The following is a 19,844-nucleotide window of genomic DNA, read 5'->3' on the forward strand; positions in this document are numbered from 1 at the left end:
TCCCAGCCTCATGCCGCCATTCTGCCGATCGAGTGATATTCGATGCCGTGGCGGGCAATGACCTTGGGGTCATACAGGTTGCGGCCATCAAAGATGATCGGCGTGGTCAGCGCATCTTTCATCGCGCCGAAAGACGGCGCGCGGAAACTCTTCCATTCGGTGGCGATCAGCAGCGCATCGGCGCCACGCAGGGCGGCTTCCTTGGTGCCGCACAACAACAGGTCGTCGCGCAGCCCGTAGATGGCCTGGCATTCCAGCATCGCCTCGGGATCATAGGCCTGCACATTGGCGCCGGCGTTCCACAGCGCCTCCATCAGCGTGCGTGCCGGCGCTTCGCGCATGTCGTCGGTGTTGGGCTTGAAGGCCAGCCCCCACAGCGCAAAGGTCTTGCCCTTGAGATTGCCCTTGAAATAGCGGTTCACCTTGTCGAACAGGACGGATTTCTGCTCGTTGTTGCGCTCCTCGACGGCGCGCAGCAACTTGGCGTCGAACTTGACGCCTTCGGCGGTCTTGATCAGGGCGCGGACATCCTTGGGGAAGCACGAGCCGCCATAACCAAGACCCGGATAGATGAAGTGATAGCCGATACGCGGATCGCTGCCGATGCCCTTGCGGACCTCCTCGATGTCGGCGCCGAGCTGCTCGGCCAGGTTGGCCATCTCGTTCATGAAGCTGATCTTGGTCGCCAGCATGCAATTGGCGGCGTATTTGGTGAATTCGGCGCTGCGCACGTCCATCACGATCATCTTCTCGTGGTTGCGGTTGAAGGGAGCATAGAGCTCGCGCATCACCGCTTCGGTGCCCTCGCTGTCGGTGCCGACGATGATGCGGTCGGGCTTCATGCAATCGGCAACCGCGGAACCCTCCTTGAGGAATTCCGGATTCGAAGCGACGTCGAAGGTCAGGTCCTCACGCCCTCTTTTCTTCAGCGTCTCGGCGATCCTGGCCTTTACCTTTTCGCAGGTGCCGACCGGCACGGTCGACTTGCCGACGATGATCTTGGGGGTGTCCATCTCACGACCGATGGTCTCGGCCACCGCCAGCACGTATTTGAGATCGGCCGAACCGTCCTCGCCCGGCGGCGTGCCGACCGCGATCATCTGGATTTCGCCATGCCTGACCGCGGCCGCGGCATCGGTGGTGAACTTGATGCGGCCAGCGGCGTGGTTCTCCTTGACGAGGCTTTCGAGCCCCGGCTCGAAAATCGGAACCAGGCCCTGGTTGAGTCGCTCGACCTTGTTGGCGTCGATGTCGACGCACACCACCTGGTGCCCGACTTCGGCAAGCACCGCTGCCTGCACGAGACCGACATAACCAATTCCAAAGACCGTCAAATTCATTCGGTTTCATTCCCATGCAAGACAGCGGACCGCTCTGGGCCCGGCCAGTTCAAATCGACTTTCCCAACTACTTTATGCTGCATGCCAGCGATTCCGGAAACTGACAGGGCTCGCCCAAGGCCGTGAACGCAACGCGATCGATCTGCAGCTTGAGTTTGCGGCCTGGGTCCGCGAACGCTCCCATCCAACCGGTCATCTTGTCGCTGCCCCAAAGGCTGAAGAATATCTTCTGGGCATGCGTCGGCAATTTCGCCGGATCGGTAATTGTGTTGACCAGCTTGCCGTTGACATACCAGCGCAAGCTATCCTTCTCCCAGACGAAGGCATATTCGTTGAAGGCATTTTCGGTGCCGCCCGCCACGTCGACCAGCTTCTCATTCTTGCCCTTGCCGGCGATATAGGCGTTGACCTGCACCTTGGAGGTGTCCTTGGTCAGGACCTCGAAGTCGATCTCATCCCACGGCTGCTTGTCGGACGGACCGATATAGGAGAAGAAAGCCGCATTGAGACCGGAGCCGGTGTCCGTCTTCATCCGCGCCTCATAGGTGCCGTAGCCGAAGCGCTGCTTGGTCTGGATCTCGCCGCAGGCGTAGTCGCGGTCCTTCAGCTTCTGCTTTTCGAAGCCGAGCGACAGCACGCCGTCGGAAAGCTCGACCAGGCCTTTCGACCAGGTGCAATTTTGATGACTGCCATTCGACCAACCGTCGGAAACATACCAGCGTTCGCGATTGAAGCTGGCGAAATCATCGACGAATGATGGCGACGACGGAATGTCCTGGGCATGGGAAGGAGCCGTCACAAAGCTCCCAAGAGCGGCGAGCAGCAACGCACTGATCGCACTCAACCGACTGAGGCCGGCTTGCCTGGCCTGGCGTGTGAACGGCGTTCCGCCGGCTGCGATGGTGGACATAGTTTTCGGATCCGAATTCATACCAAACTCACCTTTGTGCTGTGCATCCCCAACCCAAAGTCGACGTTCGAACCCTGAACGGGCCAACCTTGACCTCCTGCTTGACCCTCTCGAATTCTTGTCCTGCCTCGCATCAAGTCTCTTGCAACAATTCCGAACCTTCACGTTCAACCCCTGCCAGCGCCCGCCGGCCTGGCGAACCCGGCAGTAGTGGCCGAATCGGACGCCGCACTCTCGTCGAAGACCATATCCAGCGAATGACGGAGTTCTTTCATCATGCCGTTCTGGCGCGACAGCTCCGCGATGCGGCGTTCGCAATTCAGGATCGACTTCGTCAGTTCGCTGACTTCGGATGACCGACGGTCGGAGGTGGAGCCGTTCTCCATCGCTTCGACCAGGAAAGCGGCGTTGGTCGCCTTCGTCCGATAGCGATTCTCCAACCCAGCTCTCTCGGCCTCGATCTCGACCGCAATCTGCTCAAACAGCTTTGCCAGGCGATCAAGACGCGAACCATCGGTCTGCCGGTCGCGGGCCGGATCCCTTGATCTGAAACCGAATATCGAAGCCATGAACTCAGATCCCTGTCATCGCCGGCTCGTGGGCCGGGCTTCTGGCCGATCCCCGCAGCCGGGGCTCAAAAAACTCATGTTGCATTGTCCTGCTCCCCTGAGGGAGAGACATCTGACCAATCCGATCGGGGGCCAGTTCGGCTGGTCGTCCAATTTGCTGCACCGCAACATAGACTGCCATCGTCGGGGCCGCGAGGCAACCACCCAGTTCGTAAACTCATAAATCCGACCGAAATGGTTTGCGCGATGAGCTTGTCGTCGGCGGCCAACCCGGACGAAGCGGACAGTTTCACCGCTCCTTGCCGGTGCTGGTGCCGGCCATCAAAAAACGCAACGGCGGCACATGCTTGTGCCTGGACACCAAGCCGACGCGGCGAAACAGCGCCTCGAGCTTGTCGGACGCCACGCCCTGAACGATGGGGACGAGGTTGGATTGGCTGGCGAATGCGTAGGCCGCTGCCGATGCCAGCCCGCGCTCGGCCTTGACGTCGAGGAAATTGCGCAGCCGGTACTTGTCGCGCACGTGCCGCTCGTGCCGTCTCAGCACCGCTTTCGAGCCTTCCGGCAGGCTGTCGATCGCCAGCAGCGCCAGATCGGCATCGGCCAGACGCTTCAGGTCCTGCGTCTTGTGGCGGCCGCTGAGCGAATCAGCGCGGACGATGGCGCCGTAGCCACACGAGCGGATGACCTTGAACCGCGCCCCGCAGGCGACCGCGCGGGCGTAAAGCTCATAATCCTCGCCCAGCCGCAAGCTCTCGTCATAGCGCAACCCATGGCGGTCGAGGAAGGCACGGCTGATCGCCGGCTTGAGGAAGCCCAGTTCGCCCCTTTGCACGCGGCGCCTGGAGATATTGCCTTCGACGAAGCGCTCGAAATCGAGGAATTCCGGATCTGCGGCAAATTGCGGGGCGACGATTTTCGTCGCGTCGCCCGTCGCATCATCCCTGATCAGCATGATGTTGTCCGCCGCGAAATCCCAGTCGGCGCCGGCAAACAGGTTGCGAAACCGGCCTTCGAGAAAAAAATCGTCAGCGTCGAGAATGCTGATGAACGGCGATTTCGAACTGGCGATCGCGGCGTTGCGGGCGAAGGAGGGGCCGCGATTGACGTCGAGGCGCATCACCGCAAGCCGGCCGCTGCCGTCGTCGGCGGATCGCGCGACTGCCGCGGTGTCGTCGGTGGAGGCGTCGTCGACGACGACGACTTCCGCCACTTCCGGTTCGCGCAACGCGGACGCGATGGCGACGGCGATTGTCGCTGCCGCGTTTCGTGCCGCGATGATCACGCAGACCTGGGATTTCGTCATCGACATGGATTAGCCTCTCGTACAGGTGATATCGATTTGCGTTCGCCCCGTACCCATTCGATGCCCGATAGAATTGCCATCAGTGCCCGATCTGTCTTCATTCAACGATTGCCTGGCCGTTCAAAGATGCGGCGGCTGATGTCGGCGGACGCAGCCCAGCCGGCTTCCGCCAGATAGCGGACCGGCGCGCGGCCGCATAGTTCCCACAGCACCGTTCGCCGCTGCGGCCACCGAAGCGACGACAGCCACGGCGCCATGACCATGTTGAGCAGGTCCTCGTTGCCGATGCGTGACAGGATCCGCGTCGCCCGCTCCGACAGCAGCGTGCCGGCGCCGCCAAGCAGCACATCCGCTGCGCGTACACCAAGCAGCAGCGTATCGTCCAGCCCCTGCGCCACCGCGGCATCGAGCACGAGCTGCTGGTCCGCCTCGTCGAGGCGGCTGGCGCTGGCGCGCACGTCGCATACATAGCCCGCGCAGGGTTCCCGGTTGAACAGCGCCTTGGCGAGGCTGATGCAGGACAAAAGCAGCGTGTCGGCGGCCGAGGTGAACGGCACCGTGGCGCCGGCGATTTCGACTTGTCGCTTGCGCCGCAGAAACCCGTCCGCGTCGCGCGGGCTCGGCGAGCCGGGCTGCTGGAGGCGGTAGTGGAGATCGACCGTGGATGGCCTCGGTCCGTCGCCGCGCGTCATATGCTGTTCGCCAAGGAAGCGAACCCACCAGACGGAGCGCGACTTGCCGGCGACCTCGTAGCCGATCGAGCGCAGCGCATCCCGCGCCTTGAAATACCCGACCGGCGAAACCAGAATGTCGACATCGCCCGAGGGCTTCATGAAGTGGTCGTCGTAGAGAAGCTGCTGCTGGAACGGACCTTTCAGAAAGACGAAATCGATCCGGCTTTCGCGCAGCACATCATGGATCGCCATCGAATCCATGATGCAGGACGCGTTCATCGAAACCGTCCTTCTGCGGTAGGTATCCAGCCAGTGGAAAAGCTCGGGCGGTCTCTCATTCGCAGGCGCGCGCGACAGGGCCTTGAGGACAAAGGTCGCGACCTTGTTCAGCCTGGCGATGTCGGCAACATTGGCGCCGCCAAGGCCGGGCATCGATACGTCGCCCGCGGCGGCTCCCGCCCCCGCGAAGTACAACCGCAGGCAGGCCCGCACATAGGCAACCTCGTCGGCACAATCGGCGGCGCGCAATCGTTCATAGGAACCATCCGGCAAGGCCATTTAGCGCACAGTCTCCCAAAAACTCTCAAAAAAGCGATTTGCGCGGCGCGTATGCTGCAAGTGCGAAGCAAGCATCACCAAAAACCTTGATGCCGTAAAGCCTTTCCTTTTGCAGTGCAGAATTTTGCAACCTGAGCGTTTACCGACACTTCCGAAGGTGGTGAAAATCGCTGTTGAAATACCGCCCTTGCCAAGGCGTTTCAGCTGGCCCTTATCAGGATTTGCCAAATGAATTCATCCCCTATTAGCGATGCCTAAAATATAGGCACCCCGCAAATGTTTTATTCAAGCAAAATCAAATGCTTAAAGAATCGGCATCGAGGTGGTCGCCAAGCGAAGGGAATCGACCTAAAAGAAGTCAGATTTTAGGCATAGCGACAAATATGGTGACGCGCGCAACCAGTAATTGATTAATGCCTGGTAAATCAGACTTGACTCATAAATGCTGCCATGCAGCTATTGCGCTGCAGCATGCAAGTGCTGACGGCACTCGACAAGCCGTTTCCAGTCCTTATTGGAGAGTAAAATGGAACAGAATGTTGAAAAGCAAGAATACGAGACGCCAAGCCTGACGGTGCATGGTTCGATCGAAACCATCACCCAGGGCGGCGGCGGCAGCACGGCGATCGACGCATCTTTTCCCGCGCATACGCCGATCGGCGACCTGACGTTTTCCTGAAGCCTATCGCAATTACTCCAGAGTGACGACGTTGGGGCTCTGGGTCAAAAAACATAAGAGAGTCGGGGGCCAAGCCTCCGACTCCCCTTTCATTGCCTGGAACTGCCGAAGCGTAGTGTAAGCGAGGTTTTGGGATGAACTGGAAGCTATCCGACCAAGATTTGGCCGACCACGATCGTGTGAGTGCGACCAAGGATGCCGTGGCTTGCGAGTTCGGCGATGGCCTGGCGCTCCTCAATCTGAAATCCAACATCTATTACAGCCTGAACGGTGTCGGCGCTTTCATCTGGGATTTGATCCAGGAGCCCAGGTCGATGGTGGACATCCGCAGCGCCGTGCTTGCGCGCTACAATGTCGACCCGGAGCGCTGCCAGGCCGACGTCGACGCATTGCTGAAGGGCCTGGCCGATAACGGGCTTGCGAGGCTGCATCATGAGGAACTTGTCTAAGCAGGTTCCGCAAAAGGCCATGGTTTTGCGGCAGGAACCCGCGACCGAAAGAAGCCCTAGGCAGAGAAAGCGCCGGCAAGGCCGGCGAAGCCTGCTTGGAATTCTCTCCCCGAGCGGCTCGGAAATGATCTTCCTCGGCCGCTGCCTGCTGGTGGTCACGGCGGTTCGGCTGGGGCTGACCCTGTTGTCCTACAACCGTGTTCGCAGCTTGGTGACGCGGCTCGACGCGCGACAGTGCGCCAGCATGGGCGAACTGCGGCGCGTCGCCTGGGGGGTTGCCGCCGCGGCCCGTTTCGTCCCTTACGCCACGTGCCTGACCCAGGCGCTTTCGGGCCAATACATCCTCGCTCGACAGGGCAATGCCTCGAAGATACGCATCGGCATCGAACGCGGCACGGGCGAGCAACTCAAGGCGCATGCCTGGCTGGTCAGCGACAATCATATCGTGCTTGGCGGATCGATCGACGGTTTCGCCCATCTGGTCGACCACGGCAGCCGATGAGCGGCGTGGCCGGGATCCTGCTTCGACAGGGACACGCATCAGCGGTCCGGGGAAACGCACCGGCGGTCGCGGCGGCCGATATCCAGCAGATGCTGGCGCGCATGCGCCATCGTGGCCCCGACGGAAATGCATGGTGGCTGGACACCAGCATCGCCCTTGGCCACGCCTGGCTCAACACCACCGATGAAGCCGGCCCCGGTCCACTGACGATGGCCGACGGCAAGCTCGCCATCACCGCCGATTGCCGGCTGGACAACCGCGACGAGCTGCTGGCCAGGCTGGGCATCCGCGACAGGTCGGTCGCCGATGCGACGTTGATGATGCGGGCCTATCTGCGTTGGGGCGAGGCTTGCCCCATGCATCTGCAAGGCGATTTCGCCTTTGCCATCTGGGATGCCGAGCGGCAGCTCCTGTTTTGCGCGCGCGACCATTTCGGGGTCAAACCGTTCTACTACCACGCGGCGGATCGGCGTTTTGCCTTTGCCTCGGAGATCGGGCCGATCCTCGGCGTCGATGGGGTCGGAAGACGTGTCTGCGAGCATCAGATCTCCGGGTTTCTGGCCGGGCTTCCCGACGACCCGCAGGCCACACCCTACAGCGACATCTTCAGCTTGCCGGCACGCCACAGCCTCACCGTCACCGGCCAACAGGTGGTGCTGCGCCGCTACTGGCAGATCGAACCATCGGCTCGACCGATGCGGTCGGATGCGCCTGAGGAATTCGCCCATCTGTTCTCGCAATCGGTGCGCAACCGCATGCGCGGAACCTCGGCGGTCGGCGCGATGCTGAGCGGTGGCCTCGATTCTTCCTCGATCGCCTGTGTCGCCGGCCTGCAGAACGCCGCCGAGCGCAAGCCGAGGCTGCCCACCTTCTCGCTGATTTTCGAGAAGGGCTCGTCGATGGACGAGCGCCCCTTCATCGATGCCGTGCTTGACCAGCAGAAGGTCGACGGAACGCTGATTCCAGTCGGCAACTATGCGCCATTCGCCGAATTCGAACGGGTTCTGGAAGAACAGGAAGGGACGTTCCTGGCGCCGGGCCTGACGCTGACCCGCGGCATCTACCGGACTGCCGGCGCCAAGGGCATCAAGGTGCTGCTGGACGGCCATGGCGGCGACGAGGTGGTTTCACAAGGTCACGGCCACCTGCATGAACTTGCGAATGCCGGCCGTTGGATGGATTTGTGGCGTGAGATCCGCAGCGCCTCCGACACTTATGGCGACAGCACGCTGGGCCTGTATTTCCAGTTCCTGACCCTCTACGGGCCGGCCTGGCGCATCGCGAAGCTGAGGCACATGGCGAACCGCGTCCTGAACAGGATCCGCAAGCCGGCCCAGGCGCCGCGCGGCCGAAGCTGGCGCGACCTGATCAATCCGGATCTGGCCAGGCGCACCGAGCTTGTCGACCGATTTCACCGGGCCGGATATATGCCGCCCGGCGTCCAGGCCAGCGACGCCTTGAGTCATCGCTGGATCCTGTCGAACGGCTATGTCCCGCATGCTTTCGAGGTGCTCGACAAGGCCGCGGCCAATTTCGGCGTCGAGCCGCGCTACCCGTTCTGGGACAAGCCGCTGGTCGAGTTCTGCCTGGGCCTGCCCGGCGAGGAGAAGCTTAGCCACGGCTTTGGCCGCTATGTGCTGCGCCGCGCCATGGAAGGCGTCCTGCCGGCAGCGGTTCAGTGGCGGCGCGACAAGATCGACTTCACCGCCAATCTCGTCAACGGCATGCTGCGCAACCACCGCGACCTCCTGGAACAGCTGCTGATCTCGGATGCGAGCCGCATCGCGCCCTACGTCAATCTGCCTCAGGTGAGTGCTGCCTATGCGCGGCTGCTGCGCCAGCCCGATCAGGCAGCACCTTTGGATGTCCAGTATGTCTGGCGCTCGGCATCGCTGTCGCTCTGGCTGCGGCAGCTCCAGCACAGCGGGAGCCCCGCATGATGCCGCACAACGAGCCGCTCGCCGCATACAATGATCATCCCCGTCCGCATGGCCGGACTATGAGAGAACGCCGCTTCTACCGCGCCTATGGCCTGACCATCGCGTCCGAGGTGACGTTGCCCGAACTGGAGCCGGCGGCACCGGGGACGGCGGATGTCGTGATCGCCCTCGGCCCGATCGACCTGCCAAGACCCTCCTCGGAAGCCGCGACCGAGTTTCGCTTCGAGGCGGACCGGCAATATCTCGCATGGCATGCCGTCGGCACATTCCTGATCAGCGATGGCTGCCGCATCGACGTCGAGCCGGCGCCCGGCGTCGACGACACGCTGATCGCGTTTCCGCTGCTGGGTCCAGTCATGGCGCTGCTGCTGCACCGGCGCGGCCTGCTCGTCCTGCACGCCAGTGCCATTGCCGTCGCCGGCACGAGCGCCATCTTCATGGGCGACAAGGGCGCCGGCAAGTCGACGATGGCAAGCGCGATGATCCGGGCCGGACATGAACTGCTTACCGATGACGTGGTGGCCCTGGACCTGGCCAATCCGAGTGAGCCGATGATCGTTCCGGGTTTTCCGCAGATCAAGCTGGCCGCCGACGCGGCTGCAGCGATCTCGCTGGGGGAAGCGGAGGTGCGGCCGCAAGTGCATCCGGCGATCGACAAGATGCAGCATCGCCTGAATGGCGCCTTTTCCGGCAACAGGGCGCCTGCGACCAGGATTTATATCCTCGAGCGCGGCGAAAAAGCTGCTATCAGGCCCTTGCCCGGCATCGCTGCCTTGCCGGCCATCATCAAATTCTCCTATGTGACGCGGTTCGGCCGCGCGGCCCTGCCCAGCGATCTTGCAGAAGTGCATCTTCGGCAATGCGCGCGACTGGCGGACCATGTCGGCGTTCGCCGCCTCGAAGTCCCGACGGGCCTCGACAGGATCGGTGAGGCCGTGGACCTGATCGAAAGGGATCTGGCAGCTGGGGGTCTGGCGGCTGGTCGATGGCGGTCGTGAGCGCAATCATGTCGAAGCCCTCAATCCTTCGCCTGTCGCTGTTTCGAGACGTTGCCGGATTCGGCGCCGTCATTGCCCACATCGGTGGACGGCGAAGCTGGACGGCGCTGCTCTTCCTGATCCTGGGCAGCCTGACCGAAGGCATCTCCATCCTGCTGCTTGTGCCGCTGCTGCATCTGGTCGGACGCGCCGAGCAGGACTTTGCGGTCAAGCTGCCGAACAATGATTTCGTGCGCTGGCTGGTGCCGGACGGAACGCTGCAGCTGACGACGGTGCTTTGCGTGCTGGTCGGGCTTGTTGCTGTGCAGGCGGCGTTCAACCGCTTCAAGTCGGTCTATATGGCCAAACTGCTGTTCGATTTCATCAACCGCTTGCGCATGAACCTGTTCGAAAGCATCGGCAAGGCACGCTGGGGCGTCTTCGCGCGCATGCGCAGTTCCGACCTCGACCATGCCCTGACCGGCGATATCGACCGCGTCCAGGGCGCCGCCTTCTCGCTGTTGATGCTGGTGCAGATCGCCGTGCTTCTGGCCGGCTATCTGCTGGTTTCGGTGTTCATCTCGCCTGTGATGACGCTGTTTGCCGTCGTTATCGGCATCGTGATGTTCGTGGCGCTGCAGCCGTTTCGATCGCGGGCCACCGCCTTTGGCCGGGTTCTGACCGCCAATCGCCAGGATCAGTACCGGACGGTTTCGGAATTCCTCGGCGGCATCAAGGTGGCCAAGAGCCTGAACGTCGAGGCGACCTATTTCGCACAGCTGCAAGCGACGCTCGAAAAGATGAAGGCCGACAATGTCGACTATGTGCGCAACAGCACGATCGGCACAGCGGTGTTCCAGGTGGCGAGCGTCGTTGGCTTGAGCCTGTTTATCTATGTGGCGCTGGTCCGCTTCAACCTGTCGCTGGCCGAGATCGTCGTCCTGCTCCTGGTTTTCATGCGCATCGCGCCGCGCTTCATGGACATGCAGACGCAGGCCCAGCAGGTGCTGATCAACCTGCCCGCCTATACAGCAATGCGCAACCTGCAGGCGCGTTTCGACGCCGAACGCGAGCCGGGCGATGCCGAAGCCGGCGAAGGCGGCAAGCTGTCGCTGGCCACCGGGCTCAACCTCAGGGACGTCTGCTTCGGCTATGGCGACGACCCCGCCAAGATGGTGGTCAAGGACATCACGTTCGGCCTGCCGGCCGGCAAGGTCACCGCCCTGATCGGTCCCTCCGGATCAGGCAAGAGCACGATCGCCGACATGCTGCTCGGCCTGCTTGAGCCGACCGCCGGCAAGATGCTCGTCGATGGCGTCGAGATCGATGCCGCAAACCGCCGCCGCTGGCGCGACCAGGTGGCCTATGTGCCGCAGGACGTGTTCCTGCTGCATGACACGATCGCGGTGAACCTGCGCCTTGCCGCGCCGCAGGCCAGCGATGACGATCTGTGGACCGCGCTGCGCTCGGCGCACGCCGGCGAGTTCGTCGAACGGCTCGACCTCAGGCTCGAGACGGTGGTCGGCGACCGCGGCGTGCGGCTCTCGGGCGGTGAACGCCAGCGCATCGCGCTTGCGCGCGCGCTGCTGCGCAAGCCGTCCCTGCTCATCCTGGACGAGGCCACCAGCGCGCTCGACTGGCAGAACCAGTCGCTGATCGCCAAGTCGATTGACGGATTGCGCGGCACCATGACGATCCTGACCATTGCGCACCGGCCGTCGATGATCGCCTTCGCCGACTGGGTGGTGGCGATGGAAAACGGCCGTGTCGTCGAAGTCGGGCAATATCAGCGGCTGAAGGAAAAAGCCGGCAGCCGATTGTCGCGGATGCTGTCGGGCGAGCAGTCTGACAGCCAACCCGCTAACGTGGCGTGAGGCTGGCGGGCTTCTGGCTAGTGCAGGCTTCGCCTGGCGCTGCCCAGCTTCTCGCCTTCGGCCACCTCGGGCGCCTTCAACTTTCTCTCCGCGTCGCGAGCCATGTCGGCCGGCGTCGGCGCGCTCCTGGCGATCATGGCATAGACGAGCACGAAGTAGCCCGCCTGAATGATAATTGCGCAGATGATGACGCGGACCAGCGTCGTGCCGATCGACGCGCCGCCTAGCCAGGACCAGGCAACGACGATCGAAATAGCGAAAATCATCCCGACGATGAATTTTGGAAGTGCCATACCCAACAGCCCATAAACCGGCTCGGGTATATATAACGATTGCCCCACCCGAGCGCCGTCCCTTGTCATGCGGGCTTGTTAAGGTCGCCCGCTCTCGGCCGGTTGCTTCCGGCCTTTTCTACCTGTCGCCACTCTGACAGGTATAATTTGCAATTCTATTAAGGCGAGCAGTAGGCGGCAAGGGCAACTGCGGATATTTTTGATTGAGCTTTTGCAATCGACTCGGTCATGTTGCAATGCACGCGAAGGGATTTAAGCCGACCTCCGATCGTCGCCATTTTTGAGTAAAAGAAACAATATTAAGTAGTATTTTAGGTGATTCGCCTTGAGCACCGAGCCATGCTAAAGCACTAATATGCTCCGTGCCTTGACGCATAGGACGACTTGCCCAAAAACCGCCCCAAAAAGGCCCTCATTTTTTCGACAGTGCCCATTTGTTGTCACAAATGTGCTAAATATCCCGAAATTTGTGCATGGCTAGCTTATTATTTAGTCAATTCATGACGCGACTATTTCAACCGGTTGGTAAATTGTGTGTTGCGCTGCAACATTTTTTTGGTATCTTGCGGCGAACCATTCGTTCAACGCATGGAGTTACCGCATGAGGGACGTTGCCAAGTCGGCCACCGCGAGCTTTTCGCAGGCCGACATCGATTTTCCGCCGCCGATCGGCGGCCTGCTCAAACGCAGCTTCGATATCACCGGTTCACTGATTGGCTTGATCGCTCTCAGCCCGCTGTTTGTCATGATCGCTCTGCTCGTCAAACTTTCCGACGGCGGATCGATTTTCTACGGCCACAGGCGCATCGGCCGCGGCGGACGGATTTTTCCGTGCCTGAAATTCCGCACCATGGTTCCCGATGGCGACAAAGTGCTGGCCGCGTATCTCGCCACCAACCCGGACGCCAACGCGGAATGGGTAGCGACCCGCAAGCTGAAGAACGATCCGCGCGTCACCCGCGTCGGAGCGGTCTTGAGAAAGCTCAGCCTCGATGAGCTGCCGCAGATCATCAACATCCTGCAGGGCGACATGAGCCTTGTCGGACCTCGTCCGGTCGTGCGCGACGAACTGGAGATCTATGGCACCTCCGCCGTCTATTACCTGAAATCCCGTCCGGGCCTGACCGGCCTGTGGCAGGTCAGCGGCCGCAACGACGTTTCCTATGACAGCCGCGTCGCCTTCGATCGCCACTATGTCGAGAACTGGTCGCTGTTCGAGGACGTTCGCATCATCATCAAGACTGTCCCCGCGGTCTGGATGTCACGCGGTTCTTACTGACCGGCCGCGATGCCAAGCATTCGCTGTCTGGCATTCGGCGGCAAGCTCATCGGGCGATGGGGCTAAAGCGGATCGGAACGTTCAGTTGAAAACAGATATATTTGAAGCCTTTCGCAGCGGCCCGGTTTCCGGCCGTCTGCGGCGGGCGCGTTTGCTGGCCACATGCGTTGCCGTGTCGCTGGTCATCCCCCACATCGCCGCCGCCGACGAATACCGCCTCGGATCGCAGGACAAGCTCACCATCCGCGTCGCCGAATGGCAGACTGTCGAAGGCACATTCCGTGACTGGTCGGCGGTGAATGGCGAGTACACGGTCGGCCCTTCCGGCACGCTGTCGGTGCCGTTCGCCGGCGAGTTGCCAGCATCCGGCAAGACCACGTCCGAAATCGCCGCGGCGATCAGCGTGGCGCTGCAGCGCAAGCTCGCTCTATCGGACAAGCCCGAAGCCTCTGTCGAAATGGCGCAGTTCCGGCCATTCTACATTTCGGGCGAAGTCCAGAACCCCGGCCAATTTCCTTATGTGCCCGACCTGACGGTGCTGAAGGCCATAAGCGTCGCCGGTGGCATCAGGCGAAACGCCGACTACGGGCCGCAGCTCGGCAAGGACCTGGTCACCGCCAAGGGCAACTTCGACATCTCTGACGACCAGCGCATTCGGCTGATCGTCAAGCGCGCGCGCATCGACGCGGATATGGCCGGCAAGACGAGTTTCGAGGTGCCGAACGAGGCCGAGGGTGATCCGCGGTTGCCGGCCATCGTTGCCGACGAGATGACGATCCTGACGTCCGACCAAAAGGCGCTGAAGCTGAAGCTTGAGGCGCTCGACGATCTGAAAGGGGTTTTGCAGTCCGAGATCGAATCGCTGCAGAAGAAGATCGTCAACCAGCAACAGCAGGTCGACCTGGCACAGCAGCAGCTCACCAGCATCGGCCCGCTGGCTCAGAAAGGCCTGATCGCCAACGCCCGACTGCTGGATTCGAGGCAGTCCGTCGCCGACCTGCAGGGCAAGATCCTGGACTACGAAACAGCCATCCTCACCGCCAAGCAGGCGATCAGCAAGGCGACGCAGGACGCCATCGATGCCCAGAACACCCTGAGTTCAAGTCTCGCCACCGACCGGCAGCAGACCGAAGCCGACCTGAACGAGGCCGCGCTGAAGGCGAATATGCAGAAAGGCCTGATGGCCCAGGCAAGCGATCCCGCGATGAGAGTCGCCAGCGACACCGACCAGCAATCCAGCCTGCTCTACGCACTGGTGCGGGTCGTCGACGGCAAGAGCAGCGAAATCGCCGCGAAGGAAGATACCCCGGTGCTGCCTGGCGACGTGATCAAGGTCAAGCTGGCGCCGCTGACCAGCCAGTAGACCCCCATCTAAAGCGCGTCGCGTCGAAACGGATTCATGCGACGCGCTTCAAGTCTTTGTTTGTATGCATGTCGTTGTCTCAAAACCGGGGCCACTTTTGAGCGACATGCAATAGTAGACCTGGGGACCCCAGCCACACTCAGACGTCTCCCGCCTTGCGCCAAGCCTGCCTGGGCGGAAGCTCTCCCCAGAGCGGTTCACCATTTCACGGAAACGCCGAACCGCTCTATCTCTTTGTTTTCACGCAATTCCGGACGGAAAACCGTTTCACACTTTTCCTGGAATTGCTCCAGGCGAAGGCTCTTTTGGCCCGGCTTCAACCTGAGAAACGATAAAGCGCTTCGCGTTTGAAGGGATTCATACGACGCGCTTCAGGTCTTTGTTTTCATGCATGTGCCCTTGTCTCAAAACCGCTGCGCAGTTTTGAGCGCCATGCATTGGCTCATGACGGGTTGGCGGCCGCCGGACCATCGACATGCCGGGGCCATGCAGCCTCTCTCTTCGCCGCCTCCGCCTGCTCGAAGGCGGGGCTCCACCGCGTGCGGGTGACCGGCAGCCGTGCCAGCTTGAAGAAGCTGAAATACATCAGGAAGGAGCCCATGATGTAGGGGTTGAGAATCTCGACCTCGACGAAGGAGCGGATCAAGAGCAGCACCATCACGCCGAAGAGGATCACGGAATCCGCTTGCCATGCCCTGAAGATCACCGCCGAGACGTGGCCGTAGAGTGTGCGCAGCATGATCAGCGAGACCGTCGTCGCACCGACGAAGCCGAGTTCGACGAGGGCTTCGATGTAGGTGTTGTGGAAGTGGAAGCCGGTGCGGGTGGTGATGTAGAATTCGTTCCACAGCCGCTCGGCTTCGGCGAAGCCCTGCACCCAATAGGCGGCATAGCCGACGCCGAGAATCGGTGCTTTCTGCACGGCGTTCCAGCCCTGCTCCCACAGATAGGTCCGCCCGGTGAGGGTTGAATCCTTGCCGAAGAGGCCAAGGACGAAGTCCATCAGCCCGAGGTTCAAGGCGACGAAGGCAACCACGATCAGCAGGCCGGCGCCGACCAGGAAGATCACCCGGCGATAGCGCCGCGACAGCAGCTTGCTCATGGCAAGAAGCGCCACCAGCGCCAGAACCGCCGGTATCGAGGCCATCGAGGTGGCGGAATGCGCAATGACCAGCAGATAGGCCGACAACAGCACGATGGGCACCGCCAGGATGACGCTCAGCCAGCCGCGTCTGTAAAAAGCAATGAATACAACGCAGAAATAGATGCCGAGCGAGGCGACAAAGCCGATCTGGTTCTTGGAGGCGAAGGCGCCGACGAAGTTGTAGGTGCCGTCGAGAACGTCCTCGGAATAGTTTCCGACCCGCAGCGAATAGAGCAGGACGACAAATATCCCGATCAGGGCGCCTATGGTCAATGTGCGCACGCTGACGGTGCGCGCCGCGACGTAGGCGCAGGCAATATGGGAAAAATACTGGATTGACGTCCTTGCGGTGACGCCGGGCGCCTGCGACCAGAAGACCGAGAAGCAGACATAGGCGGCAAACAGCAGCGGCAGCCAGGCACTGGACAGGTGCCGCAGGAACCGCCGGTAGTCGACCAGGATGAGCGGCAGCCAGACCGCGTAATAGGCCAGGATCAGCACCTGGCCGAAAATGACCGAGTAGGAAAACGCCCAGATCGACACGGCCACGGCAAAACTGCCATAGACCGAGTTCTTCTCGGGATCGACCAGCAGGGACTTTGGAATCTTCATCTCAGAGTCCCGCCGGCGCGACCCAGGGCCGGCGCGCCATAGGCCAGCCGGCATATCCGCAAACAAGGGCGTGCAATAAACGGCGTCTCCATTGTGCAGTGCAATATAACCTATCGCGACCTGCGCTCAATGGCAAATCCGGTCACCTTGTCTTACAGCGAGGCGATTGCCGAGATCAGGTCGTCGCTCGTCCGGCTACCGCTGCCTGGATCAGGCGATCGGCGAGAATGGCCAGAAAGGCGATCGACAGGCCGGCGATCAGCCCCATGCCGGCATCGGCCTTGCCCAACGCGACATAGACCGCCTGTCCGAGATCGCGCGTGCCGACCAGGGCGGCGATGGCGAGCATCGACAGTGCCGCTATGATGGTCTGGTTGAGCCCCAGCATGACCACCGGCAGCGCCAGCGGCAGCTTGGCCTGGAACAGCGTCTGCACCGGGGTCGCGCCCATCTGCTCGACCGCCTCGACGACATCGGCCCGGACATGGCGCAGACCATGCTCGACATAGCGGATCGGCGGGACGATGGCGTAGAGCATGATGGCGATCAGTGCCGTGAACTCGCCGACCTTGAAGAACATCAGCGCCGGGATCAGGAAGACGAATTGCGGCATGGTCTGCAGTGCGTCGCAGACCGGCTTCAGGATGCGCGAAACCCGTTCGCTGTAGGCGGCCCAGACGCCGAGCGCCCCGCCGATGACAAGGCAAAGCAGCACCGCCAGCGTGCAGAGATAGAGCGACTGGACCAGCGCGCCCCACAGTCCGTTGACGAGGATCAGCAGGAACCCGGCCACGGCAAAGAGCGCCAGCCGCAGGCCGGCGACCTGAAAGGCGAGCAGGGCAATGCCAAGGATGAAGACCGGCCAGGGGAAGCCGAGAAAGCCGGTGTAGAGCAGCGTGCCGGCGACCAGCAGCGCCAGTGCCGGCCGCCAGTTGAAGCGATGCAGCAGCAATGCGCAGGCGAGCAGCACGGCGACAGCATAGGTCGCGTTCGCGGTCGGCGAGAGCGTGAACCCCCAGATGGCTGGAACCGCGGCGCCCGATATGCCGATCCTGAGTGGCAGCAGCAGGCAATAGAGAACGCCGTTGCGCAGGCCGTCGAAGAACCAGGCATAGTCGCGCACGAGGCCCAGCAGCCATTGATTGATGCCGCCGACCTGCATGCGCAGCCCGGTGGCCGGCAGCAAGGTTTCGTTCGGCCACAAGAGGCGAATGGCAATCGCCAGCGCCACCGCGAGGGCCAGGACAATTGCCAGCCGGCGATCGGTCATCCATGTCATGGCCGCCGTCGGCCCGGCCGGACGCGCCTTGGCAAACCCGATCGTCAGCCGGTCGATGAGGATGGCGAGCAGCGCGATCACCAGGCCCGACAGGATGCTCTGGCCGAACTCGGCCTTGCGCATCGACGACAGCACTTCCCAGCCGATGTCCTCGAAGCCGCCGATGATGGCGGCGACAATCACCATCGACAATGCGGCCATCGTCGTCTGGTTGAAGCCGACCAGAATCTGCGGCAGCGCGGTCGGCACTTCGACATGCCAGAATTGCTGGCGGCGCGTGCAGCCGCTCATCAAGCCGGCCTCGCTGATATCGGAAGGCACGCGATCGAGGCCGAGCAAGGTGTTGCGCACCATCGGCGGCGTCGCATAGATGGCGCTGGCGATCAACCCGACCACCGGCCCGAAGCCGAACAGCAGAAGCAGCGGGATGAGATAGGCAAAGGCCGGCACGGTCTGCATCAGGTCAAGCGCGCCGAGCAGCACCGGGCGCAAGCCGGGCCTGGTATGGCCGAGCACGCCAAGCGCGAAGCCGAGCACGGTGGAGATCGGCACGGCGAGCAGCACCAATGACAGCGTGCTCATGCTTTGCGGCCAATAGCCGGCCAGGAGAATGTAGGTCAAAGCCAGCAAGGCAAAGACCGCCAGCCTGATGCCGCTTGATTTCAGCGCCAGCGCCGCCACCGCCAGCATCACCGCCGGCCATGGCAGCCAGACCAGGACGAGGCGAGCGCCACGCATCGGCGCTTCGAGCGCGGCGGAGAGGGCCCGGAATGCCGGCTGGACGACGGTCACGACAGCGTCGGTGACCGCGTTGACGCCTGCCGCCAGCGGCAAGGTCCACTCCTTGGGAAACGTCACCAGCCAGGGGAAATCGGTCTTGAGGACGAGACACAGCGCGGTCAACGCGATCAGCGCGCACCAGGGCAGAAGAGCCGGCTCGATTGCGACCCTCGGCGAGGATCGGAACGATGCGGCCGGCGCCGTCATGATCGCGTCCGCCTTGTCTGTTCCCGCTCCAGCACGGCAAGCACGGCGCCGGCGGTCAGCAGCGCCGGCGGGCCGGCGCCCTCGCCCGGAACGCTGAACGCGCGAACGCCTGAGGCCAGCCGCGGAATAAGCTCCTCCAGGCTGGCACCGGCAGCGACGCTTTCCTCGGGCACGGCTGACCCGTTCAGCGACGTCGCGAGATCGCCTGCCTTGATGACGCGCAACAGCGGCATGTCTTCGGTGAACTGCGCGACATAGTCGTCAGCCGGGTTGAGCACGATGTCGGCCGGACGGCCGATCTGGACGATCTTGCCGGCCCGCATGATGGCGAGCCGGTCGGCCAGCCGGAAGGCTTCGGCCATGTCGTGGGTGATGAAGACGATGGTCTTCTTCAGCATCCGCTGCAGGCGCAGGAACTCGTCCTGCATCTGCCGGCGGATCAGCGGATCGAGCGCCGAGAACGGCTCGTCGAGGAACCACAGTTCCGGACCGACGGCGAGCGAGCGGGCGATGCCGACGCGCTGTTGCTGGCCGCCCGAAAGCTGATGCGGAAACGAGGCCTCGCGGCCCTCTAGCCCGACCAGCGCAATCATCTCGCGGGCACGGGCTTCGCGTTCCTTCTCCGGTCTGCCCTGGATCTTCAGCGGGAACGCCACATTGCCCAGAATGCTAAGGTGCGGCAGCAGGCCGAAATTCTGGAACACCATGCCCATGGCATGGCGGCGCAGTTCGATGAGTTCCTTGCCGGTGGCCTTCAGCAGGTCCTGGCCGTCGAGCAGGATTTCACCGGCACTCGGCTCGACCAGCCGCGACAGGCAGCGCACCAGCGTCGACTTGCCGGAGCCGGAAAGCCCATGATGACGAAGATCTCGCCGGTCGCGACCTCGAACGTGGCATCGACCACGGCGGGCAGATGCGCTTCCGAGCGCAGCCGCTCGGCCAACGCATCGGGCTCGATGATGTAGCCGCGTGAATCGAAATAGTAGGCGGGACGCCGCCCATAGACCTTCCAGACATTGCGGCAGGCGAGTTTGATCGGCGCGGCGGTCATTGCATGAACCCCTCAAGCACCCAGAATCCGGCTTCGCACGGATGCGAAACCGGATTGG

General features: G+C 62.3%; 17 protein-coding genes and 1 pseudogene. 8 read left to right on the forward strand and 10 right to left on the reverse strand.

Translation table 11 applies throughout. The features are described 5' to 3' along the window. Positions 1 to 8: 8 nt before the first annotated feature. The 6 genes from ACFFNA_RS05310 to ACFFNA_RS05335 all read right to left on the reverse strand — a co-directional run bounded on the left by ACFFNA_RS05310 (position 9) and on the right by ACFFNA_RS05335 (position 5,585). Positions 9 to 1,340, reverse strand: a complete 1,332-nt coding sequence (locus tag ACFFNA_RS05310; RefSeq protein ID WP_378916210.1) for a UDP-glucose dehydrogenase family protein — start codon at positions 1,338 to 1,340, stop codon at positions 9 to 11. Between the two features lie 67 nt (positions 1,341 to 1,407). Next, the gene (gene exoK / locus ACFFNA_RS05315; RefSeq protein ID WP_378916213.1) at positions 1,408 to 2,271 is read right to left on the reverse strand and encodes an endo-1,3-1,4-beta-glycanase ExoK; all 864 of its coding nucleotides are present in this window, start codon (positions 2,269 to 2,271) and stop codon (positions 1,408 to 1,410) included. Positions 2,272 to 2,417: 146 nt separating this feature from the next. Beyond that, positions 2,418 to 2,819, reverse strand: coding sequence for a hypothetical protein (locus ACFFNA_RS05320; RefSeq protein WP_378916216.1), 402 nt, complete (start codon positions 2,817 to 2,819; stop codon positions 2,418 to 2,420). A 289-nt stretch (positions 2,820 to 3,108) separates the two neighbouring features. Continuing rightward, complete coding sequence (locus ACFFNA_RS05325; RefSeq protein WP_111544869.1) at positions 3,109 to 4,131, reverse strand: glycosyltransferase family 2 protein; 1,023 nt, start codon at positions 4,129 to 4,131, stop codon at positions 3,109 to 3,111. Between the two features lie 95 nt (positions 4,132 to 4,226). Further along, the gene (locus ACFFNA_RS05330) at positions 4,227 to 5,357 is read right to left on the reverse strand and encodes a nucleotidyltransferase family protein (protein WP_378916219.1); all 1,131 of its coding nucleotides are present in this window, start codon (positions 5,355 to 5,357) and stop codon (positions 4,227 to 4,229) included. Then, positions 5,358 to 5,585, reverse strand: a complete 228-nt coding sequence (locus ACFFNA_RS05335; protein WP_378916222.1) for a hypothetical protein — start codon at positions 5,583 to 5,585, stop codon at positions 5,358 to 5,360. Positions 5,586 to 5,883: 298 nt separating this feature from the next. On the opposite strand from ACFFNA_RS05335, the gene ACFFNA_RS05340 reads away from it, so the two are divergent. The 6 genes from ACFFNA_RS05340 to ACFFNA_RS05365 all read left to right on the forward strand — a co-directional run bounded on the left by ACFFNA_RS05340 (position 5,884) and on the right by ACFFNA_RS05365 (position 11,778). Further along, complete coding sequence (locus tag ACFFNA_RS05340; protein ID WP_095082854.1) at positions 5,884 to 6,036, forward strand: lasso peptide; 153 nt, start codon at positions 5,884 to 5,886, stop codon at positions 6,034 to 6,036. A 134-nt stretch (positions 6,037 to 6,170) separates the two neighbouring features. Continuing rightward, positions 6,171 to 6,485 carry a PqqD family protein gene (locus ACFFNA_RS05345; RefSeq protein ID WP_111544871.1) on the forward strand — a complete coding sequence of 105 codons (315 nt, stop codon included), beginning with the start codon at positions 6,171 to 6,173 and terminating at the stop codon, positions 6,483 to 6,485. A gap of 124 nt (positions 6,486 to 6,609) precedes the next feature. After that, positions 6,610 to 6,987, forward strand: a complete 378-nt coding sequence (locus ACFFNA_RS05350; RefSeq protein ID WP_378916226.1) for a lasso peptide biosynthesis B2 protein — start codon at positions 6,610 to 6,612, stop codon at positions 6,985 to 6,987. After that, a complete protein-coding gene (locus ACFFNA_RS05355) occupies positions 6,984 to 8,927 on the forward strand; it encodes a lasso peptide isopeptide bond-forming cyclase (RefSeq protein WP_378916229.1) in 1,944 nt (647 codons plus the stop codon). The genes ACFFNA_RS05350 and ACFFNA_RS05355 overlap by 4 nt, the downstream gene beginning before the upstream one ends. Then, positions 8,924 to 9,925 (forward strand): phosphoenolpyruvate carboxykinase (ATP), encoded by a 1,002-nt coding sequence (locus tag ACFFNA_RS05360; protein ID WP_378916232.1) that lies wholly within the window; start codon positions 8,924 to 8,926, stop codon positions 9,923 to 9,925. The genes ACFFNA_RS05355 and ACFFNA_RS05360 overlap by 4 nt, the downstream gene beginning before the upstream one ends. Before the next feature lie 8 nt (positions 9,926 to 9,933). Then, positions 9,934 to 11,778 (forward strand): ABC transporter ATP-binding protein, encoded by a 1,845-nt coding sequence (locus ACFFNA_RS05365; protein ID WP_378916235.1) that lies wholly within the window; start codon positions 9,934 to 9,936, stop codon positions 11,776 to 11,778. 17 nt (positions 11,779 to 11,795) lie between these two features. On the opposite strand, the gene ACFFNA_RS05370 is transcribed toward ACFFNA_RS05365, so the two are convergent. After that, positions 11,796 to 12,071 carry an exopolysaccharide production repressor protein gene (locus tag ACFFNA_RS05370; RefSeq protein ID WP_378916238.1) on the reverse strand — a complete coding sequence of 92 codons (276 nt, stop codon included), beginning with the start codon at positions 12,069 to 12,071 and terminating at the stop codon, positions 11,796 to 11,798. 601 nt (positions 12,072 to 12,672) lie between these two features. Here ACFFNA_RS05370 and ACFFNA_RS05375 point away from each other — a divergent pair. Both ACFFNA_RS05375 and ACFFNA_RS05380 read left to right on the forward strand, forming a co-directional pair. Continuing rightward, positions 12,673 to 13,350, forward strand: coding sequence for a sugar transferase (locus ACFFNA_RS05375; RefSeq protein ID WP_111544876.1), 678 nt, complete (start codon positions 12,673 to 12,675; stop codon positions 13,348 to 13,350). 85 nt (positions 13,351 to 13,435) lie between these two features. Beyond that, entirely contained in the window at positions 13,436 to 14,713 is a 1,278-nt protein-coding gene (locus ACFFNA_RS05380; RefSeq protein ID WP_378916242.1) for a polysaccharide biosynthesis/export family protein, read from the forward strand. Positions 14,714 to 15,155: 442 nt separating this feature from the next. On the opposite strand, the gene ACFFNA_RS05385 is transcribed toward ACFFNA_RS05380, so the two are convergent. From ACFFNA_RS05385 to ACFFNA_RS05395, 3 genes and pseudogenes are all read right to left on the reverse strand, one after another. Beyond that, entirely contained in the window at positions 15,156 to 16,469 is a 1,314-nt protein-coding gene (locus ACFFNA_RS05385) for an O-antigen ligase family protein (protein WP_378916245.1), read from the reverse strand. Positions 16,470 to 16,644: 175 nt separating this feature from the next. After that, positions 16,645 to 18,735 carry an ABC transporter permease gene (locus tag ACFFNA_RS05390; protein ID WP_378916248.1) on the reverse strand — a complete coding sequence of 697 codons (2,091 nt, stop codon included), beginning with the start codon at positions 18,733 to 18,735 and terminating at the stop codon, positions 16,645 to 16,647. Continuing rightward, a pseudogene (locus tag ACFFNA_RS05395) lies at positions 18,732 to 19,786 on the reverse strand (quaternary amine ABC transporter ATP-binding protein). Before ACFFNA_RS05395 ends, ACFFNA_RS05390 begins: the two are co-directional and overlap by 4 nt. Positions 19,787 to 19,844 lie beyond the last annotated feature (58 nt).

Source organism: Mesorhizobium kowhaii (genome assembly GCF_042431665.1).
Classification (GTDB): Bacteria; Pseudomonadota; Alphaproteobacteria; order Rhizobiales; family Rhizobiaceae; genus Mesorhizobium; species Mesorhizobium kowhaii.